Below are 26,818 nucleotides of genomic sequence, written 5' to 3' on the forward strand. Positions count from 1 at the left end.
TTATATAAGGAAATATCTAAATGAATTTTTTGGCGCTTTTTTTAACCTGGTAGCTTCTAACTTCTGGAATCCACGAAAACCATATATTGGTAATACAGATTGGTAATATCCAGAGGACGAAAAAGCGCAATACAGACCCGCGCAGGCAACATGCATCACCGGCAAAAAAATAAACGTGAATCTGGATCTGGAAGACTTGGCGTCAAGCGAGACTCGCGCCAGCAAACTGACGAAAACGTTGGACGGGAGAATAAAAAGAACAGCAGTGCTGCACGAAAAGAGAATAAAAAGGCTGTGCGCAAGATAAACCTGCACACAGTGTATTTTCTTGAAACGAGCTCTGATATTTACATGGCTGACATGTCGGGCATTGCCGATACGGGAATGACGGCACCGCGATACTGGATAACAGTAGACGCCAGGCGATGGCCGCTTTCCGCAGACTGCTCAATGGATTTACCAGCAAGGCGCGCCGCCAAGTAGCCGGCATTAAACGAATCGCCCGCGGCAGTGGTATCTACCGGCATCACCTTGTTTGACGGCACCTGCTTGGCTCCGGTGCGGTTGGCGGCAACCAGACAGCCATCGGGCCCCATCTTCAACACTATTTCGGCAACGCCCCAGTTTTGCAGACGCTCGAGCACCTGTTCTGCACTCGCGCTATCGCTGCCAAACAAAGCTTGCTCGTCTTCCAGCGTGGGAAGGGCAATATCTGAGAGCCGGTATATTTTCTCATAGGCTTTTCGGGTGAGCATTTCACTCCCCCACAACCGCGGGCGATAGTTGCCATCAAAAATGATTTTGCCCCCTTCCTGGCGATACTCTGCCAGAAAATCGAACAGACATTCCCGTGCATACGGCGACAATATCGCCAGCGAAATACCAGAAAGATAAATCGCTGAAACCTGCCTCAATTGCGAGAATACATCACGAGCTGCTTTAGGGTTATCCAGAAGACGCCGGGCAGGAGATCGATCTCGCCAGTAATGGAAAGTGCGCTCACCGTCGCCATCGGTTTCAATCAGGTACAGCCCGGGCGTTGCATTTGCCTCGCGTTTCACCAGATCACACCCGATTCCCTCGGCCCGCCACTGGCGGATCATCCAATCACTCAGATGATCGTCCCCCAGCGCGGTAACATATTCGACAGCCGCGCCCAACCGCGCCATGTAAAGCGCGGTATTCAGGGTATCCCCCCCGAAAGACAACCCCGCTGCCAAGCAGGGCTCACTGTGATGACTGCGACAGTCGTCCTCCAGGTTCATTTCCAGCATACACTCGCCGATAATTGCGATGCGCTTTTCCATGATGGGATCCGCCTTCTACCTCAGGTAATACTCGCGCCGGTCACTCCTCGAAATCAGGAGAAGAACAGGCCACCATTGATATCGATATTGGTTCCGGTGATGAAGGAAGCTTCCTCAGAGGCCAGATAAGCCACCGCATCAGCTACTTCCGGAGCCTTACCTTCGCGCTTCAGCGGCGTCGCATTGGCAACATTTTCGCGCACGGTATCTTTGGTGAAGGTGTCGTGAAAGGTCGTACTGATCATGCCCGGACACAGCGAGTTGACACGAATGTTTTTCGGACCCAGCTCTTTTGCCATGGCTCGGGTAAAGGTCATTACCGCACCTTTCGAAGTCGCATAAGCAGAAGCACCCGGGCCACCACCATCGCGGCCCGCCTGGGAAGCGAGGTTTACAATAGCACCGCCATCCATATGCGGAACAACCGCTTTGGTCAGCAGGAAGGTGCTGTTCAGGTTAAGCGAGATGACTTTATTGAAGAAATCCTCGTCCATTTCTTCGATGGTTTTACGCTCTACCAGACCGCCGGCGACATTTACCAGGATATCAATGGTTTTGCCGTAAGCTGCTTGCGCCGCGGCAACGACGCTGGCCACGTCTGCTTGCTTGGTCATATCGCCCTTGGCGATGATCGCTTCGCCACCGGCCGCTTTGATCTCGGCCAGGGTTTCTTCTGCAGTCTGCGCATTGCTGAAGTAGTTTACTACCACCTTTGCACCTTCCGCCGCCAGCTTCAGGGATACCGCTTTTCCGATATCCCGCGCCCCACCGCTGACGATGGCTACTTTACCTTGAAGTTTCATACCTACTCCTAACTGTAATTGTGTGTTCCGATTTTTATCGAAGATATTTCAAGCTTGATTTAGTTCGCTGCTTCAGCGAGTGTTTTTTTTTCCTGTTTGCTACGCACTGGCTTGATACGTCCCCCAACAAACAGAACCGAAATCAACATCAGCGGGACCAAAGAAGCACCGAGAATGAAGAATGGCGGGTAATAGGTGCCATCGTTGGTGATAATCGGCACCAACTGAATCGCAGTAATCACACTGATTACACCAACGGCGCCACTGATACCGGCGAGGCTGGCAACACTCTTGCCAGAGAAATAGTCACTGGGCAGCGTCTGGATATTGTTGATAGCGGCCTGGAAGCCGAACAGGATGACGGTAATCAGGGCCAACGCTGTAGCAGGTGTTGCTGCTACCGTTGTAGCGAGCAGGGCGGGGAGCATACAGCAGCCGCCAAACAGCACCGCAAACTTACGGGCCTTGTTCACACTCCAGCCACTGCTCATCAGCTTACCGGACAACCAGCCGCCGAATAGCGCACCGGCTGCCGCGCCGCAGTAAGGAATCCATGCAGAAGCACCGATTGCCTTCACGTCAAAGCCAAACTTGTCGTTCAGGTAGAGCGGCAGCCATGCTACAAACAACCACCAGATCGGTTCGATAAAGAACCTTGCAGAGATTACGCTCCAGCTTTGGCGGTGAGACAGCAGCTCGCGCAACGTCGGAACATACTCGTCTTCGTTTTCTTCCGCGGTAATCTGCCCAGAGAGAATCAGTTCGCGCTCTTCCGCTGTAATCCACGGGTGGGCGTCGGGACCGCTCTTGTAAATGATCAACCATGGCACCAGCCAGATAAAACCCAGCAGCGCGACCACAACAAAGGTTGCCTGCCAACCCAGGAACGCATACAGGAATGCCACAAGAGGTGGCGCGATAATACTGCCCGCAGACGCACCTGCGCCGAAGATCCCCTGGGCCAGAGCGCGCTCCTTCGCCGGGAACCACTCCGCATTGGCCTTGGTTGCACCAGGCCAGTTGCCCGCCTCACCAAAGCCCAACAGGGTACGAAAAATACTGAACGACGTTACCGAACTGGCCAGTGCGTGCAGCGCGATGGAAATGGACCAAACCACAATCGACAACATAAATCCGAGACGCGTGCCGATTGCGTCGAATACGCGCCCAAAAACTGCCTGACCGATAGCGTAAGCGATCAGGAATACACTCATAATGTTGGCGTAATCGTGACTGTCCATCCCCAGATCATCAGCGATACCCGGCCACATTACCGACAGCGCGGTTCGGTCGATGTAGTTGATGATGGTGGCCAGGGCCACCAGGGACACAATAGTCCAGCGTAAGTTCTTCATTATTATTGTCCTGTTTAACTACCCAGAAAGTCTTCCCGGTAGGGGCTGAAAGTATCGAGCAGCACTCCGGCCTTTTTACACACAGCACCATGTTCCAGATGGGGCGCAATATAGAAGCTGTCGCCAGCTTTCAGCAGTTTTGTGCGGCCATCTACCTGCACCTCGAACTCGCCACTTTCCACGTAGCTCACCTGGGTGTGCGGGTGTTTGTGAACATAGCCGATACTGCCTTCCTCAAACCAAACGCGAACAATCATCAAATTGTCGTCGTGGCCGAGAATCTGTCGCTTGATACCGCCGCCGAGATCTTCGACGTCAACATCCTGGGCCTGAACAAATGCATCAGTTGCGGGCATAACCTTTCCGTCTTATTCAATTTTTAATCTGAAAGAGCCTGGCGCGGCCGGTGAATCTGTATTCACTGCCACGAAACTCAAAGGTGTTCTTGATATCTGGCGCGATATCACTATCGCGGTTATACGCCAGTAACTGCGTAGTACCCTCTTGGGTGCTGATCACAATCAGCTCAAGAGCTCCGCTGCGCAGGTGTGCCAATGCCTTTACCCGGCTTTCCGCTCTCACTGTGTATTCCCGGGATGGGTTGTACTCACCGTGGGGCTCAAGCACGCTCAGGAAAGTGTGCGAACGGGTATTGTCACGACGGGCAATAAAGCTTCTTTCGGAGCGCAGGTTGAAGTCCGGGTCATTGGCTCCAAGTTCGGTAAACAGCAGCTCAGTTTCACCATCGACCAGACTGGACAGGGTGTAGAACCGGCCGTTGTCGTTCAGCCAGGTTATCTGCGCAAGGCCGGATTCCGGTTTGCCGCGGGCTTTCAACCAAAGATGCTGATAACCGTTATCAGCACCCAGCGCTTTCAGGCTATCGGTGTAGCCCTGTAGCTTGAAATTGGTGTCCACCAGCTGACCGTTATAGTGCAACGGCAGATCAAACTGAGATTGCTTCTTGGATTCAACATTAAACAAGTCGATGGCGAAGGCACTGCCACTTTGCGGATCATTCACTAACGCCAGAGTGCGCTTAAGCCTCACGCCCGGGTAGGCCGAGTCAATTTCGGCAGAGCTGATCTTGACCTGATCATCCGCCTGGAAGAACAGCAGATCCGGATGATTCTGGTTGGCCACTTTCAGGTTGTTGTCGAAGTGTGAAGTTTCGCCGATCACAACCGTATTGTGGGCCACGGTCTGCTTGGCCCAGGTTTCGTTTTCTTTCAGATAGCGACCGCCGTTCTTGGCCTCCACATTCAGGAAGCGCGCGGCACCATAGTCCGTAACAATTTCTGCTCCGCGGTCGTAAAACTGCCACGTAAGCTTGTCGAAGTGACCATGCCCCATGCCTTGTGCGGCAGGCTTGAAAACCAACGCCTGATCACCATCGGCCTGCTGGCGCAGTACGACCAGCGCGCCTTCATCACCGTTTTTTCCATCGCGGAAGGCGAATGACTTGAATTCATAGGGCTGCTGCTCGCCGGCATCCAGCGCCTGGGCAACTTTGAGACCATCACCGGAAAGTAGAATCTGATCCTGCCGGGCGGCAATATCGAGCAGCTGCGGATTACCGGACTCGCCAAAAGCAATGGTCACACCGAGCACCAGCTCCGAAGTATCGATCCCCTTACTCTTGATCGCATCGTTAATCGGGAAGAACAGGTTGTTGTAGCTTAGCTGGATGGTGGTATCGATGGCTTTCAGCACGATACCGTCACGGTATTCGAAAATGCGCCGCTCTGGCTCATTATTTTCGATTGCCTTGGCAAAGGTCACGAACGGCATCAGTGCGTAGCGCTGATAGTAGGGCCCTTCGTTATAGTAACCGTCCGGTGAAAACAGGGTGCTTAGCTGGCGAAGAAAGCCGCCCTTGCCAGACTTCTCCAGGTCCAACAGCGCCTGCTCAACCCACTCCTGCTCATCCAGCACATAACCGGCCATACCGACGCCAGCGGTCAGCCAGGTACCGTGGTTGTGCACCTTATTGAAAGTTTTCGGTGAATCTACTGAAAGAAACCTGGCCACGGGACGCAGTGCACCCTGCTCGATCTTTTTCGCTTCCGCATCAGAAAGAGAAGAACGAATCAAGTCGTAGGCCTGAATGGTGTAAACCAGCCATACGGCTTCATTCAGGCTCTGCCAGAATAGCTTACCCGGATTGGTCGCCCCCGCACGGCGCTTGGGGTGCAAGGGCAGGTTTGGGTACAGCTCAGCGTAAGCCAGTAACATATCCCGTACGCGTTCCGCATACTTCGGATCCTCGGTGATCTGATACAGCACGCCGGCGTTGTACATCAGCTGGTAATTCTTCTTGTGCTGCTCGTGGGTATAACCACCGCCCGCGTCAGCCGGGACCGGCACCGCCAGCGGTGCCTCCAGTGCACGATTAACCGCCGACTGAGTAGCAAGGAAGGCTTCGCGAAAACGACCAGGCTTCTCAACCGCGCCCTGCATGGCATCTACATCTGCAGCGTTGATCACCAGGTTGGGGTGATCTGCCGCAAATGCGACCAGGGGATTCATCGCAAGAACTGCGGCAGACACCCCCGCGGCGAGCGCGACGCCGGCGGCGAATATCTTTTGCTGATTAAAAACAGAATGGCCAAACATGGATTTACTTCTTCTTTTTAATTAGTTCTTGACTTCATTGTTGGCGAGCACTGCCGTGTGCGGACCTTTCGCCACTAGCTCTGTTATTTCAGGCAAGGACGCATTGAAGAACTGGTTATTGGCAATATGCGTTACCGGCTCACCCACGGTGTGCTCCACCACGATGCCCGCACTGTCTTCAATACGGTTTGCATGGATATCAGCCACCTGGGTGCCATGCAGCTTGATCAGCGCCTGCGCCTTGTTGCGTTTGCCCTGGCCGGAACTGGTAACGGTGTTGTCGCTGAAATCGATATGCGGCCCGAACGTGCTTTCGTCGGTGCCGCCGCGGTACAGGTCAATCAACGCGCCCCGCACGTTTTTGATCGTATTTCCGGTAACGATCACATATTCCGCGTTGTAAATACCGAGGTCATCGGTCTCTTTGTTGAGTTTGAGCAGGTCGCCGGAGATGTTTTCAAACTGGTTGTTGGCCAGGGTGATGGTATCGGCAAAGGCGCGCAGGCCCGAGTCGAAAAAATGGTATGAGTGGTTGATATCCAGATTTTCCACGCGACTATTGGTCATGGAAAAGCGGTAGTTCTTCAGCATGCCCCACACCGCGGTACGGATCAGGATATTACCCGCATTGTCCGGGCTGTTGGCCCCGCTGATGACCAGACCATCCAGAGACAGGCTGCCGCCGTCCTGGATTTCAAACATCACTGGACGTCCACTGGTCAGGGTAACCTTGCCCTGCTTTTTCGCCCTGATGGTCAGAGTCTTGTTGATATCCAGGCGCTTGGTTGCGCTGTAGACGCCGCTTTCGAGCACAAGAGTATCGCCATCGGCCGCGCTGGCGATGGCATCGAACAAGGCATTCTCACCGGGTCGCACCCGGACGGTTTTACCACTATCAAACGGGGTAACCGGTTCGGACTTCGGATACCAGGAGGCACCGGTCATTTCCCGGGTGGTGACCACCAGGTCTTTGCTAGCGCCCTTGTCTGCCGCTGATTTGCTGGCTGGATAGAGCAGACCATTGTCGGCGCGCTTCAGTTTGCCAACACCCCGATCAATACCTTCGTGGATTTTCTTGTCCACAAACCCGTTGGAAATATTGTTGGCAAAGGTAATACCGGAAATATCGTCGAATACGGAAAATGGCGACTTGCCGCTCTCGGTATAAAAAATATTGTCGGCAATAGTGGAGTCTTGCGGTACCGCAGTGCGTTCCTGGTCACTGCCGGCGGCCAGGTGTATATGCTCCACATTGATAAAGCTGTTGTTCTCAATCTGCGCGTTCACCACCTGGTGATAGCGATTGATGGGAGAATTGGGAACACCGTTCATCACGGTGAACCCACTCCCAAACCGGTAGCCTGTGAGACCTTCGAGATAATTGTTGCGAATTACCTGGTCCGCATTGATCACGCGAATACCACCGGTGTGATCCACACCGTTACCCAGGAACACGTTGCCTTCTATCAGGTTGCCGTTACCGTGACGCATGGTCAGGGTGCCACGGGACTCAAAGAAGGTGTTGTTACGCAGAATATTTTTGCCAGACTTGACGGAGATGATTTCCACCTCTCCGTCACAACGGTCGAAGAAATTATTCTCGACCACTGTCAGAGAATCAGTCAGGGAGTAGTGGCTGGTGCCAATGCGCAGAGTCTCGCCACCATTGGAACCAAGCACCGGGCGCGGACCAAAATAGTTGTGATCGATACGGTGACGGTTTTCCTGGCTGTCTTCGCTATTCAGGCGCACCGCCATGGTCACGCCCTTATTGCGCTTGCCGGCAAGATGACTGTGGTCGAAGCGATTGTTCTTACCGTAGATACCGACCCAGTAATCAGAATCCATGCGCTCCGGCTTACTGAAGTCTTCAATCACAATTTCGGTCACACGTGAATGGTTGGCCAGATGCTCCTTGTTGCGCCGGAAGGCAACCACCTCACTGCTCGGGGTGTATCCATCCTTAAATACGAGGCCGGACACCACCAGATACTCCCCTGCCAGACGCAGATTGGACTGCCCGCTGAGAACTACCTTGCCCTTTTCTTGCGATGTGAGCGTAATCGGGTTCCCTTTTTCACCATTTCCGGTGAACAGAATTTCAAAATTCTTCCAGATGCCATTTGCGAGCACCACGCTATCGCCAGCTTCAAGATTCTTGGCTACCTTCGCGTACTCCTCCTGGTCGTGTACCAGGTACTCCTCAGCAGAAGCCTGAACACAGAACAGGGATGCTTGCCCGAAGGTAAGCAGCGTGGCGGCCAGCAGTGGCTTGATTCCTGAAGCTCTCATGATCACCTGAATCTTTTTTCTGGGTTTTCGTTATTCCGGATTACCTGCCCGTGCGCCCGTCTCACGCTTGCACCACAGCGGGGCACCAAATGGAACACCGGAGTTATTATGGGGCCAGACTAAATTGGTCAAAAATAATTGTCAACCAATCAAGCTAACCAGTTATGCGAGAAACCTTGTTCCGATTTGGTGCGGCGCCCGAAAACCTCCACTTTAACGCACAAAAAACAGGCAGGGGTCAGTCCAAAATGTGAACTTTTCCTTAAAATTGGTTGACTGCCTTGCAGACTGGTGAGAGTTTGTGCTGGCGAGATCGTGGGTGGTCGACCAAAAGCGGTTGTCACCGGTCAAAAGGCTTATAAAAAATTCCGCGATATGAGCGATGAAGAAGGCGCCAATAAAGGGTGCCCTTGTTACTATCAACTAGCGCAGACATCCTTGGGGGTAATCATGCGTGATAATAATAAAGACGAGAGAGATGTAATGGCTAAAGAAGAAAGCTTTTCCGGGAAATGCTTTAAGAAGTCCATCCTGGTGACCGCAGTGGCCGCTGCGTCCTATATGGGTATGGCCCATGCACAGGAATCAGCGACCGCAGAATCCGACCAGGCGCTCGAAGAGGTTGTCGTAACCGGCACTCGCGCCACCATCCAAACCACGATTGATATCAAGCGTAACTCCACCACGATTGTAGACGGCATGTCCGCCAACGAGATCGGTGACCTTCCCGCTCTGTCGATCGGTGAAGCACTGGAAAACGTAACCGGCGCTTCCTCCCACCGTGAAAACGGCGGTGCCACCGAAATTTCCATCCGTGGCATGGGCCCTTACCTGAGCGCGACGACGATTAATGGTCGTGCAGCTTCCAATGGCAGTGGTGACCGCTCGGTGAACTTCTCCCAGTTTCCATCCGAGCTGATGAATAAGATCGCAATTTACAAGACCCAGGATGCCAGCCTGATTGAAGGCGGCGTTGCAGGCCTGATCGCATTGGAAACACTGAAGCCGCTGGAATACGGCGAGCAGCGCTTCCAGATTGATGCCAAGGCCAATATCAACCCGAACCAGGCCAACCTGGATGACCCAATGGCCGGAGATATGGGCTTCCGTGGCAGCGCCAGCTATGTAGACCAGTTCGAGTTCGATAACGGCATGGCATTCGGTGTTTCTCTCGGCTTCGAGAAGAGCGACATCTCCCAGCCAGAATCCGAGATGCGCTCTTCCAGCCCTAGCGGCTCATCCCGCTTTGCGTGTCTTTATGATCCGAACAACACCAACGAAGGCTTCTTCCGTGCCTCTGCCGGTGACTGTGAAGATCAAATCGATGGCTCCAGCAATCAGGGTTACCAGACCGCTGTAGATCCAGAAACAGGCAAGGCTGAAAGTGACGGCACCCGGTATGCGTTCGCACCAAGCTCCAACGGCTACCGCCAGAACGACACCTCGGACGAGCGCGATGCTGTATTTGTTGCTCTGCAGTTCCAGCCCAATGACAAGACCGATATCAACTTCGACCTGCAGCAGTCAGAGCGTGTTCAGTCTGAACAGCGCCATGACCTGAACTTTGCAAACCAGAAGCGTACAACTCCCGGAGTTACTGCCGAGAACCTCGTATTTACAGATACCGGCACCGTTCTCGAGTGGGCAGGTGAAACCGCGATCGAATCCAACAGTGAAACCTACGCGCGTACAGAGGATTACCTGGGTTACGGGCTTAACGTATCTTACGATTTCACTGACAACCTGACTGTATCCGCGGACTACTCATTCTCTGAGACGACCCGTGACGAAAAGCAGATACTGCTGCGCACTCAGTCCGACAACAGCAACATCTTCGGGGATTCCACAGCTGCTGGATACCGTCCACTCGTTTACTGGGATATGGACTCCGAGATCCGTCAGTACACCATTACTGATTTTGACGTAAACGACCACAGCCTGTTCTCTGACGAATACCGCATTCGCGTCGATAACGATGTCGACCGGCGCAACAGTAACGAAGCTTTCCGCACCGACTTCGATCTGCGCCTGGATGGCAACTTCATTACTGCGGTTCGCGGTGGTCTCCGCTTCTCGGAACAGGAATATGTAGACCTGGGTAGCGCCCGCGACACCTACGAAATCGATCGCGGTGACGACGAGAGCGAAGCTGCGCTACTGGCAATCAACGAAGCCTGTGCAATCGCCTTCCCGGAAAGCGATTTCATGAACGCGGAGAGCGATGGCAGCCTCATAACCACCGTGGATGAGAACGGTAACGTCATCGGTCGCACCAGTGAGTGGGCCACTTTCGATACCAATTGTGTTGCGGACATGGTCCTCAATCATCTGGGTGAAAGCTTTGCCTACCCGGAACTGGACGAGAAAAGTGCCAATCTCACCGACGTGACTGAAACCACCACCGCCGCCTATGTGATGGCGGACTTCTTTAGCTCACTCGCGGGCACCCCGGTGCATGGCAATGTTGGCGTACGCGTGGTGCAGACTGAAGTGGAGTCTGTCGGTTACCGCACTCCCTACACTATCATCACCAATTCTGATGGCACCTACGCCATGGAAGAAGTTGAAGGTGCTGATCTCGAACGAGTGAGCGCCGGTGGTGATTACACCGAGTTCTTACCGAGCTTCAACCTGGTAGCCGATGTCAGAGATGATTTGCTGGTTCGCGGTGCTGTTTATCGCGGTCTGTCCCGTCCGGATCCCGCCGACCTCGGCTACAAGCGCGCATTCGACACTAACGGGTCGGACGACATCGTCGATGTTGCCGACCTGCTGGATGGTGTTAGCGGCGATGGCAATCCGAACATGAAGCCGCTGACCTCATGGAATTTCGACACTGCAATCGAGTGGTACCCGAACGACGACACCATGCTCGCATTTGGCGTTTACCACAAACGGTTCCAGGGTGGATTCGAAACCGCGCAGGTTACCGAAACTTTCGAGGTTGATGGCCAGACCATCCCGGCGCAGTTCAATATCACGCGTACCGATGAAGACACCAGTGCGCTGACCGGTTTCGAAATGACTGCAACCCATCGCTTCTCTTATCTGCCGGGCTACCTGAGCGGACTGGGCGCGAAGGCCAGCTACAACTATGCCGACTCTGACTTTGAATTTGAGGACAGCCTGTACGGCGACTCGGTTGTATTGAATGAAGCCGGTGAAGTAGTTTCTGAGAACATCGGCATCATCGCTCCCGGTAATATTCCCGGCTTCTCCGAGAATGTTTTCTCCGGCCAGCTGTACTATCAGATCGGTGATCTCGATACTAGCCTGATCTACAAGTATCGCAGCGAGTACTTCCAGCCCTACACCAGCAATGGCACCCGTCTGCGTTATGTCGGTGATGTCGGCGTGTGGGAAATGAAAGCTTCTTACCGTGTCAGCGATAATGTGAGAGTCAGCCTTGAAGCCATCAACCTGTTTGATGAGCCGAAAAAGCAGTACTTCTACACCCGCGACAACCTGGGTGAGTTGAATAGCTACGGACCGCGAGTATTCCTTGGTTTGAAAGCCAAGTTCTAAGCGCTATCCAAGGCATATAGGAGCTTGCAATCCATCCTTCGAAATAGGGTTGCAGGCTCTTCAGTTTGTTTGATTGGTTGTCTCTTCTCCATCTGACAGGGTGCCGCCTGTCGGAATTTATTTGCCCGCCCAGTGCGGGCTTTTTTATGTCCGAGTATTACCAGGCTCTTTCATACAAAAAAAGGCCATACCGTCGTATCGGTATGGCCTTTTTACAGAATCGATTTTTTGGACGCGATTAGAACCCGGTGGTTTCACCCAGGCGGTCAATGGAAAAGCGTTTGCGCCGCTCTGACACTTCCCGACGCACCACCTCCACGGCTTTTGCTTCTGAGGCATCGTGCAGCGCATTCAGGGAACGGCTGAAGTGCATCCGCATCGCCTTGCGCGCGGCACAGGCATCGCCACTTTCCAGTGCCTGAAGAATGGCCTTGTGCTCCGCAAGTCGCTTTTGGCCGTCTTTCTTACACACGGACTTGTGAACCGATTGGATATCAGGTGACTGCCCCTGGATATCCCACAACTTGTTGATGGTACTGACCAGTACGCGATTCTGGGTCGCGCGGGAGATCACCTCATGGAATTTACGGTCCGCGCGCTCGGAGGTCAGATTGCCTTCTTCATTCTCACGTACCATATCTCTGTAGGCACTGCGCAAGTCTTCCAGTTGCTCTTCAGTAATCATGGTTGCCGCCAGGGCGGCCGCCTCGCCTTCTACCAGAACCCGAGCCTCAGTCAGCTCAAACGGACTGAACTCCTTGCTGTCGGCAAATACACTGACAGGCTCAATGACGTAAACACCAGAACCGGTGCGCACAGCAACGCGCCCCATGACCTCAAGTGCAATAATAGCTTCCCGGATACTTGGACGACTTACGTCGAACATTTCGGACAGCTCACGCTCAGATGGCAAGCGCACTCCAGGTGGGTACTCGCCGCTATCGAGAAGCTTGAGCATCTTCTCTACCACTTGCTGGTATATACGACGGCCGCTGGTCACAAATTCAGTTTTCATCTAACGCAACCCGATCTCAAACTCGAAAAACTTGGCCGGTTCAGACGATGACTAAATGGGCCAAGTACTGGTGTTTAGATGTTACCATGACTGGTCTTACAGGCAAGAATAATTGGTATGATGGCTAGGCATGACAGGTTGACTTGGCAGCCCCTCTCACAATGACGCAGCGGTCACCCCCATCCAATTCACTCGCTCACTCGTCACTGCTCGACCGCTTCCGCATTCACAGGCTTTTCCCGGAACTGCAGAACAACCAGCGCTAACACCGTTATTGCAAGGGGCGGGAAAGATACCCACAGCACGGTATTCCAGCCGTAGACACCCAGGATTCCGCCGGAAGCAAAAGAGCCCAGGGCCATCAGGCCAAATACGATGAAGTCGTTGAGGGACTGCACACGCGTTTTTTCGGCGTCGGTGTGACACTCGAGCACCAGCGCGGAAGCGCCGAGGAAACCAAAGTTCCAGCCCAGGCCGAGAAGAATCAGCGTCCACCAGAAGTGCACCACCTCGGCTCCCCTGAGACCGACTGCAGCGGATATTCCGATCAATACCAGTCCTGTAATCATCACCCGCTCTGCGCCAAAGCGCGCGATGATTCTTCCGGTGAAGAAGCTCGGCGCGAACATGGCGATCACATGCCACTGCAGACCGAGGTTGGACGATGCGGTGGAGTGACCGTGCATGTGCATGGCCAGAGGGGCGGCGGTCATCAGAAAGTTCATCAGGGTGTAAGAGATCGCCCCGCAGGTGGCGGCGGCAATAAAGCGCGGCTGCAGGGCGATGGCCGCGAGCGGGCGTCCGCCGCGCTTTTGCGCCGCACTGGGTATAGGCAGGCGCACGCCAAACAGGATGAACGCGGATAGTGCAGCGACGATGGCCTGAGCAAGGAAGGTGACGGCGAACAACTGCTGCGGCCACAGGTCCATGGTCCAGGTCACCAGTTGCGGGCCGACAACGCCGGCGGCAACCCCGCCGGCCATAACCATGGACAGTGCCCGCGCCTTGCGCGCGGGGGCGACGCCATCAGCGGCGGCGAAGCGAAACGACAGCACCACCGCAGCGTAAGCCCCGCCGAAAAACGTCGACAGGCAAAACAGCCAGAAATCACTGGTAAACGAGGCGTACATGGCCAGCAGGCCGGCGAGTACGCCACAGCCCGCACCGGCCAGAAACGCGGTGCGTCTGCCGTAGCGCCCGGCAATGGCGCCTACAGGTAACGTGCACAGGGCCATGCCCACCACGAATATCGACAGCGGCAGTGTCGCCAGTATCGGAGTCGGCGCCAGTGTACTGCCGACAATTGCGCCGGTGGCGTACACCACCACGGAATTGGCTCCGGCCAGTGCCTGGGCGACGGCAAGCCGCCAGATATTACCGCGCTGCTCACGCTCGCTGAGTTCCAGGGGGATGTCGCTGGGTTGGATACTGCTATCAGTCACGGGGGTTTCCCGCTTGCGACAGATATTTGTCGCGTATAACGCCCTTCAGTTTTTCGTTTGGCACGCTTAATTTCACCTCGCCCATGGAATAGGGGCCGAGGATATAAACGCCATACAACAACACCAGACCATCGTGGTCCAGCTTGAAGTCATCGCTGTGCGCAAATGGCCAGTTCTGGCGAAAATCCTTGTCGGTGTTCTGGGTATCGAGCCACTGCTGGTGCGATTCTTCCGCCAGTTTCCAGAATGCCTTTTCCTGCCCCGGTTTGATCACATCCGCGAGCGAAAGCTGCCTGTCCTGTGTGAGATCCCAGTTCAGCCAGCGCGCCACGGGCATGCCGTGCGCGCCACCGGTATACAGGTATGTATTGACGGTGATGGTCAGCAGGTCGCCATAGCGGGCGAGCTTTTTCGCATCCCCATCCAGCCGCCACTGGGCGGCAGAGATATCCGAAACGCTGGCGGCCTCCTGGATAAATTTCTGCGCAACCTTTTCCAGGGAGTCCTGCGGTTCAGCGGCGGTCTCACCATTCCCCTGTAGCTGCTGCAGCATTTGTTCATAGATGGCGTCATTCAACGCCGGGCGGTCGGCAAAGACTTCCCGCCGGATATTCACCAGCGTGCACTCATCCGCAGACAGGCAATCCGGTGCACGCATTTCCAGGGTTTCTATTTTCGATTCGAGTTCGGCCGGAGCTCTCGCGGCCTCTTTTTCGCAGCCCGCCAGGCCAAGTGCCAGCGACAGGCTGATTAGCACTGCCGTGCTGAACGGTATCTTTGATTGTATTGGGCCAAGAATTGTCGAAATGGACATCACCGATGAACTCCCTCCATACCGGTTCGCTATCCCTGCTGTCTCCGCCAGGTGGCGCTGTATGAACAGGGTAAATAATACGCGCGTTACGTGGCGCTCATGCTACTCCAAGTCGTGACGCTCCGTCTGTACCAGCTTGGCGGCCTGCCCTCTGCCGAGCGCGCAATCTCGTGCTAAAGTGCAAGGTTTGCACCCCAGACGCATCCGTAAAAACTGCCCGGGAGCCGTATTTGATCACCTTCACCCTCAACAGCATCCACCGCATGGTCGACGAGACCACCTTCGCCGGTGGCGAGGAATACTTCGCCCGCGGGCGGGTGGTGGAGGCATTTTACGATGAGGAATCAGGCACCTATCACGGGCGGGTAAAAGGGTCGGCGCGCTACATCTACCGGGTAGAGCTGGATGTGGATCGCGGCCGTCTGGTAGGACTCTGCTCCTGTCCCGTTGGGCTCAACTGTAAACACGCGGTTGCCACCGCACTGGCATTGCTACAAGAGACTCAACAGGAAACCGAATCTCCGGCGCCCTCTCCCACCCCCAGTAAAAAAACAGCGCAGCCTGCCGAGGCTGCCTGGCACCAGTGGCTATCGCGATTGCCCACGGCGCCCGCTACGGAGCCGGCGCCACTGGAGCACGGCAGACACTATCTGCTGTATTTTCTGGAAGAGGATGAGCAGGGGGGCCTTCGTCTCGCCACCAAAAAAGCCTACCTGAAAAAAGATGACAGCTGGAGCCAGCTGCGACACTTCGCTCCGGACACCGTCAATCTGGGCTGGAACCGTCCCAGCCACCTGCTGGACGAAGATGTCACCATTCTGCAGTTGCTGCCGCGTATCAACGCCGCCGGCCGCCTGGGATTGCTTGGAGAACAGGGACATCGGGCATTGATGCTGCTGCTCGATAGCGGGCGCTTTTATCTGGACGACTGCGCCCTGCAGCGGGCCGCGGGCAAGCGGCTCAGCTGGCAATGGCAGCCTCGGGACAACAATGCGCAACAACTGGTCGCCAACCTGGAGGGTATGAAGTCCGCTGAACAGTGGCAGCTGATCCCGGTAACCCCTCCCTGCTACCTGGAGATGGAAAGCGCTGCGATTGGAGACATCATCACACCACTACCCAGCGCGCAGTTACAGCACCTGCTGAACATGCCCGCGGTGCCCGCAAATGAACTGGGCATCATGTCGGTGCAGCTGCGTCAGCGTATTCCCGCCACCCGCTTGCCGTTGCCGGTAGAACCGAAGCTCTACAACATCGACACATGTACCCCCCATATCACTCTGGTGGGCTGCAAGCTCGAGCAGCACAAACTGCCCGCGCTGAAGCTGCATTTCGACTACGCGGGGTTTGCCCTGGCACCACCCTACAGCCGACATTTCGAAGGAGCGGAAGTCACGCGGGAGCGCGACGGCGCCTACTACCATATCCGCCGCAATGTCGATGCAGAGCATCGCTACTGCGATGAGATTCACGCCCAGGACCTGTACCTGATTCGCGACGCACTGGGCGGACAGGAGGAAGTGTGGCTACCCGACCCGAGCGCGCCCGATGACATCCCCCAGCGCTGGCACACCCTGCTGCAGGAAACACTACCCGAGCTGGAAAAGCAGGGGTGGGTCATCAACAAAGATCCCAGCTACCAGTTTGCAGTGGATCACGCGGATATTGCCGTGCAGCTGGCGGATAGCGATGATCACTGGTTTGAATTCGACCTGCAGCTGACCCTGGACGACGGCTGCCAGGTTCCCATCATCGACGTGGTGGAGCACTGGCTGGAGCACGATGCGCCGGACCAGCTCACCATCAATGTGGGCGGAGACTGGGTGAGTGTAAATACCAAACCGCTGCAAGGTATCCACGGCCTGCTGCTGGACCTGTTGAAAGAGAAAAAGCTCAGCAACTCCGTGCGGTTACCCGGGTACCAGGCCGCACAGTTTGCAGAGATAGCCGAGCTCGACCAGCGCAAGGCCCCCGACACCCGCAAGATGATTGAACAGCTGGGGGACTATTCCGGACTGGAGGACATCCCACTGCCGAAAGGGCTCAATGCCACCCTTCGCCCTTACCAGCAGGAGGGGTTCAACTGGTTGGTGTTCCTGCAGCGCTACGGCTTTGGCGGTATTCTTGCGGACGATATGGGACTCGGCAAAACACTGCAGACCCTCGCACTGATTCAGCATATGAAGGAAACCGGCCAGCTGGAGAAACCCGCCCTGGTTGTCGCGCCCACCAGCCTGACCGGGAACTGGCTGCATGAAGCCGCGCAATTCACTCCCCACTTAAACGTCACCCTGATTCACGGACCGCATCGCGCCGCAGCCTTCGATGAAATCAAAAGCAGCGACCTGGTGATCACCACCTACCCCCTGCTGGTGCGTGACTGGGAACACTATAAAGAATCCAGCTTCAGCCTCGCGGTGCTTGATGAAGCACAGGCGATCAAAAACCCCACCACAAAAATTGCCGAATATGTGCGCCGTATACCCTGCGATACCCGCCTGTGCCTGTCTGGTACACCGCTGGAGAATCACATCGGCGAACTCTGGTCGCTGATGGATTTTGCCCTGCCGGGGCTGCTGGGCGGCCGCAAGACATTCAACCAGGCCTACCGCACCCCGATTGAAAATCATGGGGATGTGGAACGCCAGCAGGAACTCGCGCGCAAGGTGCGGCCATTCATGTTGCGTCGCACCAAGACGGAAGTAGTTGCCGAACTGCCGCCCAAAACGGAAACCATCCAGTATGTGGAGCTGGGCAGCAAACAGCGGGCGCTATATGAAAGTGTGCGCATCAGCATGGAGAAACGCATTCGAGAACTGGTGGCACGCCAGGGCATGGGCAAAAGCCATATCGAATTCCTCGATGCGCTGCTGAAGCTGCGCCAGACCTGTATCGACCCGCGCCTGGTAAAGCTGGACAAGGCCGCGGGCGTGCAAGAGAGTGCCAAACTCAATTGGCTGGCAGAATCCCTGCCACAGCTGCTCGAAGAAGGGCGCAACCTGCTGATCTTCTCCCAGTTCACAGAAGTCCTGCGGCTAGTGGAACAGCTACTCCAGGAACGGGGAATCGATTACGCCAAACTCACCGGCCAGACCCGCAAACGCCAGCAGGCGATCGACACTTTTCAGAGCGGCGATGCCCGCGTGTTTCTGATCAGCCTCAAAGCCGGCGGCGCCGGGCTCAACCTCACCGCCGCCGACGTGGTTATTCACATGGACCCCTGGTGGAATCCCGCGGTAGAAAACCAAGCCACCGACCGCGCCTACCGCATCGGTCAGGACAAGCCGGTATTCGTGTACAAGCTGGTAGCGGAAAACACGGTGGAGGAGCGGATTCACCAGATGCAGCAACAGAAGCAGGCACTGGCGGACGCCCTGTTCGATGCAACCAGGTCCAGCACACTGCCCGAGAACAGCGGTGACCTGCTGGCGCTGCTGTCGTAAGACCCGACAATCTCAACGGCAGTAACGCCCATCCCGCGCTAGGCTTATGAGCACGCGCGCCCCAATTCCGGTGCAGTGTTCTACCGCAGTAAACAGGTTCACCATGGGCACTCGCTTCTGTATTTTTTTCTGTCTGTTGCTGGCGCCATGTGCGAACGCTCTGGCAGAAGAGGAAATGTCTGCCAATGAGATTTCGCGCAAACTGTCCAACCCCAACACTTCCCTGGCGCGCCTGACCTTCAAGAATCAGTTTCGCTGGTTTGAGGGCAGCCTGCCGGATGCGGATGGCCAACGGGGATATGAACTGTTGTTTCAGCCATCCTTCCCGATCAAGCTCGGCGGCGGGAACACTTTTTTCATGCGCCCGGCTTTCCCGCTCTATTTCTCCCAGCCGGAGTACGACGCGAACAAGGGAAAATTCACCCAGGAACTGGGGCTTGGGGATATCGGTTTCGACGTGGCCTACGGCCACTCTTCGGAATCCGGCCTGATCCTGTCCGCCGGCGTAGCTGGCACCCTCCCCACCGCCACGTCCAGCGAGCTGGGCAGCGGGAAACTGCTGCTCGGTCCGGAATTCCTGATCGCCAAGATGGCGAAAAAATATATCGTCGGCTTCTTCCCCAATCATCAGTGGGATGTGGCGGGCTGGGGGGATGACGATATCAGCGTAACCACGCTGCAATGGTTCGCCGCCTACCTGCCGGGCAATGCGTGGAGCTTCAGCAGTTCGCCCATCTCGACGTACAACTGGGAAAGCGAAGAGTGGACGGTACCATTAAATTTTTCGGTGGGTAAAACGGTCATTCTCGGCGACACGCCGTGGAAGTTCAGCGCTGAAATTAACTATTACGTGGAACGCCCTGACGCCTTCGGCCCGCAGTGGATGGTGGGGATCAATATCGTGCCGGTGGTAGAAAATGTATTCGCACGCTGGTTCCAAAAAAACGGTCAGGATGAGTAATCGAACCGAGATTGGCGCCGCCAAATGGATTCACCTGAAGTTATCCACAGAAGCAGCGCCAGCAGAGCGCCAAATATCGATCCCAGCAGGTGGCTGGAAATCGCTACCTCCGCCTCGATCAATGCACCCGTTGCCGCGCTCGGCCCGACGATCCACTCCCAGGCAACCTTGCCAGCACATCCCGCCAACAGGAGCGCGCCTGACCAGCGCCGCTGGGAAAGTTCACTGATGGCGCTGAAACAGAAAAGTCCGTGCAGCACCCCGGAGATACCGTAGTATTTATCGACGCCGGGGAACCAGAGCCAGAGTCCGCCGCTAATCAGCAGCGCCAGCAGCGCAACCAGTGCGAGATACCTCGCGACCGAATGGCGGTTACCAAGCAGTGCGCTACGGCCGAATACCAGCCAGAGCGCTATAACCCCGGCGCCGTTCAATAGCAGATGCGCGGTATTGGTATGCACCAGATGTCCGCTCAACAGGCGCCACCATTGGCCACTTGCGATGGCGGCGCGTTCATATAAAAACGCATCGGGGAACAGGCTTTGCGAAAACTGCAGCAAAACGCAGAGCAGCAACAGTGCCAGCGGGCCAATTGAGTCCGCAGGAAAACGCAGTCTTTCGAGATAATCAGCCATCAAGAAGGGACTTTACCCGGCTCGCAAAGGGTTCTGCAGCGCTGCGGAGTGAAACCGCTTGTCATCATCCTCCGCCGGCGGCTCCTGCTCTTCTTCCAGTGCGCGCTGCAGCGACTTATCCATTTCCTCCAGCGCCTTGCGCAGCTCTTCGGAAAAATTTTCCACAGCTTCCGTTGCCTGCTCGCTCATCTGCCCCTGGGCCCTTTCCATTTCCTGGCCCAGTTGCTCGAGCATCAGGTCCATCTGATCACCGGCCTGCTCTGCCGACTGGTCAAACTGTTCCGACAGGCTTTTGCCCAGCTGGTCGAACTGGCGCAACAGGTCGCCGAAAGCATCGCCGCGGGCGCTGCTGACTGTGCGCTCGTAATCCACCAGCCACTCGCCGTCCCGCTGGACCAGATAGGTGGTAAAGGAGCGCCCGGTGTATTGCGGGTTCTCCTTGCTGGAGAAACGGGAAACCACAGTCGCCTCATCGCTATCGATGATGACCCGTCCCCAAGAGGGCTGGTACTCGGCCCAGCGCGCAAAATCGGCATCGAAACGCTCGGGGGCCTTGAGGGTGGAATATTCGGCGACGTCCGCGGCATCCCCGTGGACGGCGGCCTGCCAGAATGCCTTGGTTACATCCTGCGGTGACTCGGGAGCGGAACACGCGGTCACTACCGCGCTCAGCACAAGGAAAGCGACTGTGCGGAGATTGTAGAACTTCATAGTTGGACACCTGCTCAAACCGGCTGCATGGGCAACCTTCACGGCATGGGAAGCTAACGCTCCCGGTGTCGGATGGCAATAAGAAAAGTGGACCGGTACGACGCAGGGATTAGCGCACATCTACCCAGCGCTACTGGTGACCACTCCTCGCACTGCTTTCATTACACATGTCACCGTAATTCCGCTCACCGTAGCGCGACTGCAATGCGCTCAGAAGTACTCTCGTCACCAGTTCAGTCACGACTTTTTCAGCACACATACCTGATCACCGTAGTAGTTGTCGGCGTAGTTACATTCGAGGCCCCCTTGGGTTCCGTTATCGCTACTAGGATTCTGCATAGTGTTTCTCCCTGACTTTGAATGAGTCTGCTGTTTGGTACGGGAGTAACCATAAGCCTCGGGCCGCGTCTGGTGAAATCAAATAAACCTCTCGCTGAAATAACTAAAAACTATCAAATAATCTCCACCAATAGATGTAAACGTCACTCATATTGATAGATTCCGGGAACTTCCTAAAAACTGGAGCCCGCGCCTCTGGTATTTGTGCTTCTGCTGAGGCAGACTAACCACAAAATGAAAACGTTTACATTTGTCGTGCGCACAGCGGCCGCGACAACGCGATCGATGGGATAGCAATAACAACCATGAACAAGCTCAGTCAGCTCCGTGAAATGACCGCGGTAGTGGCGGACACCGGTGATATCAATGCCATTCGCCAGTTCACCCCGCTGGATGCCACCACCAACCCTTCGCTGTTGCTGAAAGCCGCGCAACAGGCGGAATACCAGCCACTGATCGATGACGCCATTGCCTGGGCTGCAACCCAGGCGGGCAGCAGCAGTGAACAGACCGGGCTGTGTGTCGACCGCCTTGCCGCCAAGATCGGCAATGAAATCCTGCAGATCGTTCCCGGCCGTATCTCCACCGAAGTGGATGCCCGTCTGTCTTTCGATACCAAGGCCACGCTGGAGCGCGCCCGCCGTCTGATGGACCTGTACGCACAGATGGACGTGGCTCCGGAGCGGGTACTGATCAAAGTTGCCTCCACCTGGGAGGGCATCAAGGCGGCAGAGATCCTCGAACGCGAGGGTATCCACTGCAACCTGACCCTGCTATTCAGCTTCGCCCAGGCCCGCGCCTGCGCCGATGCCGGCGTCACCCTGATCTCACCCTTTGTGGGCCGGATTCTCGACTGGCACCTGCAAAACACCGATGCCACCGGCTTCACCAAGGAAGAAGACCCCGGAGTGCAGTCGGTACGGCGCATCCACCAGTTCTACAAGCAACACGGTTACCAGACCACGGTGATGGGCGCGAGCTTCCGCAACACCGGGCAGATCGAGGCGCTGGCCGGTTGCGACAGCCTCACTATCAGCCCCAACCTGCTGGCGGAACTCGCCGCGGACGAAGGCGAGCTGCCCCGCGTCCTGAGCGCGGACTCCGCCTCCGGCAAGACGGCGGCGGCAATCAGCGAAGGTGAGTTCCGTTTCCAGCACAACGACGATGCCATGGCCCACGAAAAACTGGGCGAAGGAATCCGCAAGTTTGTGGTGGACCAGGTCGCCCTGGAAGACCAGCTCAAAGCCCGCGCTGCGCAGAGCGCAACCGCCGCGGAGATTGCGCAATGAGCGGCGAAAAAAATGTATTCCTGGGGATCGACGCCGGTACCCAGAGCCTGAAACTGCTGGCCTATGACGCCGCGCAGAAAGAAATCGTTTATGTCACTGCCGCACCACTGGAGCTGATCAGCCGCGACGACGGCACTCGCGAACAGATCGCGGAATGGTGGTTGGATGCGCTGCGTCACTGCTTGGAGGAGCTGCCCGCAGAAATCAAGGCGCGGGTGCGCGGTATCGGCGTTTCCGGCCAGCAACATGGCTTTGTACCGCTGAATAAAGCGGGCGAGGTGATCGCACCGGTAAAGCTCTGGTGCGATACCAGCACCATCGCTGAGTGCGAGGAAATTACCGCGCGTTTTGGTGGTGTTGATCGCTGTATCGACGCCGTCGGCAATCCGATCATGCCCGGCTACACCGCCCCCAAGATTCTGTGGCTGAAGAAAAACAAGCCGGAAGCCTACGCGGAACTTGCGCATATCCTGCTGCCGCACGACTTCCTGAACTTCACCCTCACCGGCAAGATCTTCACCGAGTACGGCGATGCCTCCGGCACTGGCTACCTGAATATCCTGCGCCGGGAATACGACCGCGACATGCTCGCGGCCATCGACCCCGAGCGCGACCTCCTGCCATTGTTACCGCCACTGCTGGAAGCACACGCTACCGTGCCCCTGGGCGAAGCAGCAAGACAGGCATTCGGCCTGCCCGCGGGCGTAAGGGTATCCACCGGAGGCGGCGATAACATGATGGCCGCGTTCGGCACCGGCTCTATTAAGCCGGGCGTGCTGACCCTCAGTCTTGGCACCTCGGGCACGGTGTTTGCCCACAGTGACAAACCGGCAATCGACCCCGAGGGCGACCTGGCTGCGTTCTGCTCCTCATCCGGCGGCTGGCTGCCGCTGCTGTGCACCATGAACTGCACCGTGGCCACGGAGATCACACGTAAGTCACTGGGCAAGTCCCTTGCCGAGTGCGAACAGCTGCTGGAAGCATCCACAGCCGGCGCCGGCGGTCTCACAAACCTGCCGTTCTACAACGGCGAACGCATTCCCAACCTGCCCCACGCCCGCGCCAGCCTGCACGGTATGACCGATGGCAATACCACGCCGGCGAACTTGTATCGTGCGGCCATGGAAGGCGCCACCTACACACTGCGCCGCGGGCTGGATGCCTTCAATCGCGCCGGGCAGCAGTTCAGCGCCATCCGTCTCACCGGGGGCGGCGCCAAAAGTCCGCACTGGCGGCAGATGGTGGCAGATATTTTCAACCTGCCGGTAGAAATCCCCGCGCAACAGGAAGGCGCAGCCTTCGGCGCAGCAATGCAGGCCCTGTGGGCCTGTGGCGACAAGGAGCAGGACCTGCCGGCCCTGATTGATGAACACCTGGCACTGGACAAGTCCCTCGGGTGCGCACCACACCCCGAAACCGTAACCACTTACCAAACCCACTATCGCAATTTCCTGGATCTGCTCAGCCAGCAGTACCCGGATATTCAATAAGTTGTGAGCAACACAGAATCCCTCTGGAGAGAAACATGAGCAGAAACCTATTTGTCGGCGACAAAGAATTCTTCCCCGAGATCGGCCAGATCAAATTTGAAGGTCGCGAATCCGATAACCCGCTGGCGTTCAAATACTATGATGCCAACAAGGTCATCGGCAGCAAGACCATGGAAGAGCACCTGCGCTTTGCGGTGTGTTACTGGCACACCTTCTGCAGCAAGGGCGCCGATCCGTTTGGCCGCGATACTCAGGTATTTGCCTGGGACGACGCCCCCAATGCGATGGCCGCCGCACAGCAGCGCATGGATGCAGTCTTCGAATTCGCTACAAAATTGGGCGTGCCCTACTACTGCTTCCACGATGTGGATATGTCTCCGGAAGGCAGCACCGTGGCGGAAACCGAAAGTAACCTGGCGAAGATGGTAGAGCTGGCCGCCGAGCGCCAGAAAGCATCCGGTATGAAGCTGCTGTGGGGCACCGCCAACATGTTCTCCCACCCGCGCTACATGAACGGCGCCGCCACCAACCCGGATTTCAACGTGGTCGCGCGCGCAGCCAGCCAGGTGAAAGCCGCACTGGACGCGACCGTCGCACTCGGTGGTGAAAACTACGTATTCTGGGGCGGCCGCGAAGGCTATATCTGCCTGCAGAACGCCAACACCAAACTCGAGCAGGAAAATCTCGCGCGCTTCCTGACCATGGCGCGGGACTACGGCCGCTCCATCGGCTTCAAGGGCGACTTCCTGATCGAACCCAAGCCCATGGAACCCACCAAGCACCAGTACGACTTCGACGCCCAGACCGTGATCGGCTTCCTGCGTCACTACGGTCTGGATAAGGATTTCAAACTCAATATCGAAGCCAACCACGCCACCCTGGCCGGCCACACCTTTGCCCACGAGCTGCAAATGTGCGCCGACGCCGGTCTTCTGGGTTCCGTGGATGCCAACCGCGGCGACTACCAGAACGGCTGGGATACCGACCAGTTCCCTACCGACATCTACGACGCCGTGCACGGCATGATGGTGATTCTGGAAAACGGCGGTTTCAAAAATGGTGGCCTCAACTTCGACGCCAAGGTGCGCCGCGAGTCCATCGATATGGAAGACATCTTCCTCGGCCATATCGGCGGCATGGACACCTTCGCCCGCGGCCTGGAAGTGGCCCACAAAATTCTCACCGAGTCCCCGTACCGGAGCTGGAAAGAACAGCGTTACGCCAGCTTCAGCGAGGGCAACGGCAAGGCGTTTACCGAAGGTAAACTGAACCTGGCAGACCTGCGCAACCTGGCCGCGGAAGGCGGCGAACCGCGGATGACCAGCGGCAAGCAGGAGCTGTATGAGAACCTGATCAATCAGTACATCTAAATATCAGCATAAAACTACTGCGCGGGCGCCTGGCGGCGTCCGGCAGTGCTCGGGCTGCTCATGTACAAACGTACACTCCGCACCCTGCGCGCTGGCGGCCACCACCAACCACCCGCTCGCTACGTTCTCTGCCAATATTTAGGAATGATTGATGTCACCTCAACGTCAGATGACTCTCACTTCAGGCCCGCATTTGCGGGCCTTTTTTGCATCTGTCCCTCAAGAGGCCACTCGCGCAGACTGGATACCAATCTGTTGGCGTAACCGCTAACATCTACCGCTTCACATAACCCGTGCACACTACGGACTCACCACAGAACAAGGGGCACGCCCGGTGTCGATCAAGACAGTCGCCAAACTCGCCGGTGTATCCACCGCCACAGTCTCCCGCTACCTCAACAGCCCGGAGCAGGTAAAAGAGAAGACCCGCAACAAGGTGCAGTCGGCGATCGAAGAGACGGGCTACGCCCCCAATGCGTTGGCGCGCAACTTCCGCCGTGGCAAGACCAGCCTGATCGTTGTGGTACTGCCGGCCATCGGCGATCCCTTCCTGGATAAGGTGATGCGCGGCATCTGGCGGGTGGCAGACGAACAGGGCTACAGCATCCTGATCCGCGATACCCAGTCCAACTCCCACGAGTTTGATGAGTACACCGACCTGGTATTCTCCAAGCAGGCGGATGGCATCCTGCTGCTGGCCAGCATCTCCCCATTCAAGGAGGCGGCAGCCATCCGCGATGCCGAGCGAGCGCACCCGCCGCTGGTGCTGGGCCTGGAGAGCATCAACGCTGATCTCAGCCACTTCCCCAGCGTGCGGGTAGACAATATCGCCGCTGCCGAGGACGGCACCGACTACCTTATCCAATTGGGCCATCAGCACATTGGCTTTATCACCGGCAAGCGGGACTCGCTGCTGACCAAAGACCGCGAGAAGGGTTTCCGCAAGGCGATGCGGCGCGCCAAGTTACCAGTAAATGCGAAGTGGATTGTGGAGGGAGAACAGACTATCGAAGGTGCCCGCCGCGCCGCACGCCGTTTACTCGATCTGGAACCGCGCCCCACCGCCGTCTTCTGTGGTAACGACGAAATGGCGCTGGGCGCCATGCATGAAATCAAGAGCATGGGGCTGAAAATTCCGCAGGACATTTCCGTGATTGGCTTCGATGACATTCGGTACGCGGAAATTGCCGATCCCCCGCTGACCACCATTGCCCAGCCAGCGGAGGAAATTGGTGAGCGAAGCATGCGCCGGCTTTGCCAGGCCATTGACGGAAGCGAAACAAACAGCACGCCGGAAATGGTTCCACACCGCCTCATCGTGCGCAAATCCACAGGCAAAGCCCCTGACTGATATTCTCGCGACCTCAATTTGCGCTGCGTCGCACAGCGAAAAAAATATCTACGCACGGCT

Annotated in this window: 18 protein-coding genes; 7 read left to right on the forward strand and 11 right to left on the reverse strand. The window is 56.5% G+C overall.

Annotated elements, in window-relative coordinates; all coding sequences use genetic code 11:
- Positions 1-347: 347 nt before the first annotated feature.
- The 6 genes from ACONT6_RS15590 to ACONT6_RS15615 are packed head-to-tail and all read right to left on the reverse strand — an operon-like array spanning position 348 to position 8,373.
- Positions 348-1,307 carry a sugar kinase gene (locus ACONT6_RS15590; protein ID WP_428819346.1) on the reverse strand — a complete coding sequence of 320 codons (960 nt, stop codon included), beginning with the start codon at positions 1,305-1,307 and terminating at the stop codon, positions 348-350.
- A gap of 53 nt (positions 1,308-1,360) precedes the next feature.
- Positions 1,361-2,110, reverse strand: a complete 750-nt coding sequence (locus tag ACONT6_RS15595; RefSeq protein WP_428819347.1) for an SDR family NAD(P)-dependent oxidoreductase — start codon at positions 2,108-2,110, stop codon at positions 1,361-1,363.
- 59 nt (positions 2,111-2,169) lie between these two features.
- A complete protein-coding gene (locus ACONT6_RS15600; protein ID WP_428819348.1) occupies positions 2,170-3,465 on the reverse strand; it encodes an MFS transporter in 1,296 nt (431 codons plus the stop codon).
- A 14-nt stretch (positions 3,466-3,479) separates the two neighbouring features.
- Positions 3,480-3,821, reverse strand: coding sequence for a cupin domain-containing protein (locus tag ACONT6_RS15605; RefSeq protein ID WP_181255134.1), 342 nt, complete (start codon positions 3,819-3,821; stop codon positions 3,480-3,482).
- A 16-nt stretch (positions 3,822-3,837) separates the two neighbouring features.
- Positions 3,838-6,081: a heparinase II/III domain-containing protein gene (locus tag ACONT6_RS15610; RefSeq protein WP_428819349.1), complete on the reverse strand. Its 2,244-nt coding sequence runs from the start codon at positions 6,079-6,081 to the stop codon at positions 3,838-3,840.
- A gap of 21 nt (positions 6,082-6,102) precedes the next feature.
- Positions 6,103-8,373, reverse strand: coding sequence for a chondroitinase-B domain-containing protein (locus ACONT6_RS15615; protein ID WP_428819350.1), 2,271 nt, complete (start codon positions 8,371-8,373; stop codon positions 6,103-6,105).
- Positions 8,374-8,823: 450 nt separating this feature from the next.
- Here ACONT6_RS15615 and ACONT6_RS15620 point away from each other — a divergent pair, with 450 nt between their 5' ends.
- Positions 8,824-11,898: a TonB-dependent receptor gene (locus tag ACONT6_RS15620; protein WP_428819351.1), complete on the forward strand. Its 3,075-nt coding sequence runs from the start codon at positions 8,824-8,826 to the stop codon at positions 11,896-11,898.
- A gap of 238 nt (positions 11,899-12,136) precedes the next feature.
- On the opposite strand, the gene ACONT6_RS15625 is transcribed toward ACONT6_RS15620, so the two are convergent.
- From ACONT6_RS15625 to ACONT6_RS15635, 3 genes are all read right to left on the reverse strand, one after another.
- A complete protein-coding gene (locus ACONT6_RS15625) occupies positions 12,137-12,913 on the reverse strand; it encodes a FadR/GntR family transcriptional regulator (RefSeq protein ID WP_078085322.1) in 777 nt (258 codons plus the stop codon).
- Between the two features lie 203 nt (positions 12,914-13,116).
- On the reverse strand, positions 13,117-14,355 hold the full coding sequence (locus ACONT6_RS15630) for an MFS transporter (protein WP_428819352.1): 1,239 nt from the start codon (positions 14,353-14,355) through the stop codon (positions 13,117-13,119).
- Positions 14,348-15,112 carry a DUF3298 domain-containing protein gene (locus ACONT6_RS15635; protein WP_428819353.1) on the reverse strand — a complete coding sequence of 255 codons (765 nt, stop codon included), beginning with the start codon at positions 15,110-15,112 and terminating at the stop codon, positions 14,348-14,350. Before ACONT6_RS15635 ends, ACONT6_RS15630 begins: the two co-directional genes overlap by 8 nt.
- A gap of 287 nt (positions 15,113-15,399) precedes the next feature.
- Between ACONT6_RS15635 and ACONT6_RS15640 the strand changes: the two genes are divergently transcribed.
- Together ACONT6_RS15640 and ACONT6_RS15645 are read left to right on the forward strand one after the other, a co-directional pair.
- A complete protein-coding gene (locus ACONT6_RS15640) occupies positions 15,400-18,612 on the forward strand; it encodes an SNF2-related protein (RefSeq protein ID WP_428819354.1) in 3,213 nt (1,070 codons plus the stop codon).
- Positions 18,613-18,787: 175 nt separating this feature from the next.
- Positions 18,788-19,573 (forward strand): hypothetical protein, encoded by a 786-nt coding sequence (locus ACONT6_RS15645; protein WP_428819355.1) that lies wholly within the window; start codon positions 18,788-18,790, stop codon positions 19,571-19,573.
- On the opposite strand, the gene rrtA is transcribed toward ACONT6_RS15645, so the two are convergent.
- Positions 19,561-20,208: a rhombosortase gene (gene rrtA / locus ACONT6_RS15650; protein WP_428819356.1), complete on the reverse strand. Its 648-nt coding sequence runs from the start codon at positions 20,206-20,208 to the stop codon at positions 19,561-19,563. The genes ACONT6_RS15645 and rrtA overlap by 13 nt on opposite strands.
- A gap of 12 nt (positions 20,209-20,220) precedes the next feature.
- Complete coding sequence (locus ACONT6_RS15655) at positions 20,221-20,919, reverse strand: hypothetical protein (protein ID WP_428819357.1); 699 nt, start codon at positions 20,917-20,919, stop codon at positions 20,221-20,223.
- A gap of 644 nt (positions 20,920-21,563) precedes the next feature.
- On the opposite strand from ACONT6_RS15655, the gene tal reads away from it, so the two are divergent.
- The 4 genes from tal (at position 21,564) to ACONT6_RS15675 (ending at position 26,758) form a co-directional block, all read left to right on the forward strand.
- Positions 21,564-22,547 carry a transaldolase gene (gene tal / locus ACONT6_RS15660; RefSeq protein WP_428819358.1) on the forward strand — a complete coding sequence of 328 codons (984 nt, stop codon included), beginning with the start codon at positions 21,564-21,566 and terminating at the stop codon, positions 22,545-22,547.
- Positions 22,544-24,037, forward strand: a complete 1,494-nt coding sequence (xylB, locus tag ACONT6_RS15665; RefSeq protein WP_428819359.1) for a xylulokinase — start codon at positions 22,544-22,546, stop codon at positions 24,035-24,037. The genes tal and xylB overlap by 4 nt, the downstream gene beginning before the upstream one ends.
- Before the next feature lie 35 nt (positions 24,038-24,072).
- Positions 24,073-25,407, forward strand: a complete 1,335-nt coding sequence (gene xylA, locus ACONT6_RS15670) for a xylose isomerase (RefSeq protein ID WP_428819360.1) — start codon at positions 24,073-24,075, stop codon at positions 25,405-25,407.
- 334 nt (positions 25,408-25,741) lie between these two features.
- Positions 25,742-26,758 (forward strand): LacI family DNA-binding transcriptional regulator, encoded by a 1,017-nt coding sequence (locus tag ACONT6_RS15675; RefSeq protein ID WP_428819361.1) that lies wholly within the window; start codon positions 25,742-25,744, stop codon positions 26,756-26,758.
- Positions 26,759-26,818 lie beyond the last annotated feature (60 nt).

It is taken from the genome of Microbulbifer sp. MCCC 1A16149 (genome assembly GCF_050368945.1).
Taxonomy (GTDB): domain Bacteria; phylum Pseudomonadota; class Gammaproteobacteria; order Pseudomonadales; family Cellvibrionaceae; genus Microbulbifer.

Bases quoted from the DNA above. Each gene is read 5' to 3' on its own strand.
- xylA (WP_428819360.1), top strand. From the start codon at position 24,073: ATGAGCAGAAACCTATTTGTCGGCGACAAAGAATTCTTCCCCGAGATC.
- ACONT6_RS15605 (WP_181255134.1), bottom strand. From the start codon at position 3,821: ATGCCCGCAACTGATGCATTTGTTCAGGCCCAGGATGTTGACGTCGAA.
- ACONT6_RS15600 (WP_428819348.1), bottom strand. From the start codon at position 3,465: ATGAAGAACTTACGCTGGACTATTGTGTCCCTGGTGGCCCTGGCCACC.
- ACONT6_RS15645 (WP_428819355.1), top strand. From the start codon at position 18,788: ATGTCTGCCAATGAGATTTCGCGCAAACTGTCCAACCCCAACACTTCC.
- ACONT6_RS15655 (WP_428819357.1), bottom strand. From the start codon at position 20,919: ATGAAGTTCTACAATCTCCGCACAGTCGCTTTCCTTGTGCTGAGCGCG.
- ACONT6_RS15595 (WP_428819347.1), bottom strand. From the start codon at position 2,110: ATGAAACTTCAAGGTAAAGTAGCCATCGTCAGCGGTGGGGCGCGGGAT.
- tal (WP_428819358.1), top strand. From the start codon at position 21,564: ATGAACAAGCTCAGTCAGCTCCGTGAAATGACCGCGGTAGTGGCGGAC.
- ACONT6_RS15615 (WP_428819350.1), bottom strand. From the start codon at position 8,373: ATGAGAGCTTCAGGAATCAAGCCACTGCTGGCCGCCACGCTGCTTACC.
- ACONT6_RS15590 (WP_428819346.1), bottom strand. From the start codon at position 1,307: ATGGAAAAGCGCATCGCAATTATCGGCGAGTGTATGCTGGAAATGAAC.
- xylB (WP_428819359.1), top strand. From the start codon at position 22,544: ATGAGCGGCGAAAAAAATGTATTCCTGGGGATCGACGCCGGTACCCAG.
- ACONT6_RS15620 (WP_428819351.1), top strand. From the start codon at position 8,824: ATGCGTGATAATAATAAAGACGAGAGAGATGTAATGGCTAAAGAAGAA.
- ACONT6_RS15625 (WP_078085322.1), bottom strand. From the start codon at position 12,913: ATGAAAACTGAATTTGTGACCAGCGGCCGTCGTATATACCAGCAAGTG.
- ACONT6_RS15610 (WP_428819349.1), bottom strand. From the start codon at position 6,081: ATGTTTGGCCATTCTGTTTTTAATCAGCAAAAGATATTCGCCGCCGGC.
- rrtA (WP_428819356.1), bottom strand. From the start codon at position 20,208: ATGGCTGATTATCTCGAAAGACTGCGTTTTCCTGCGGACTCAATTGGC.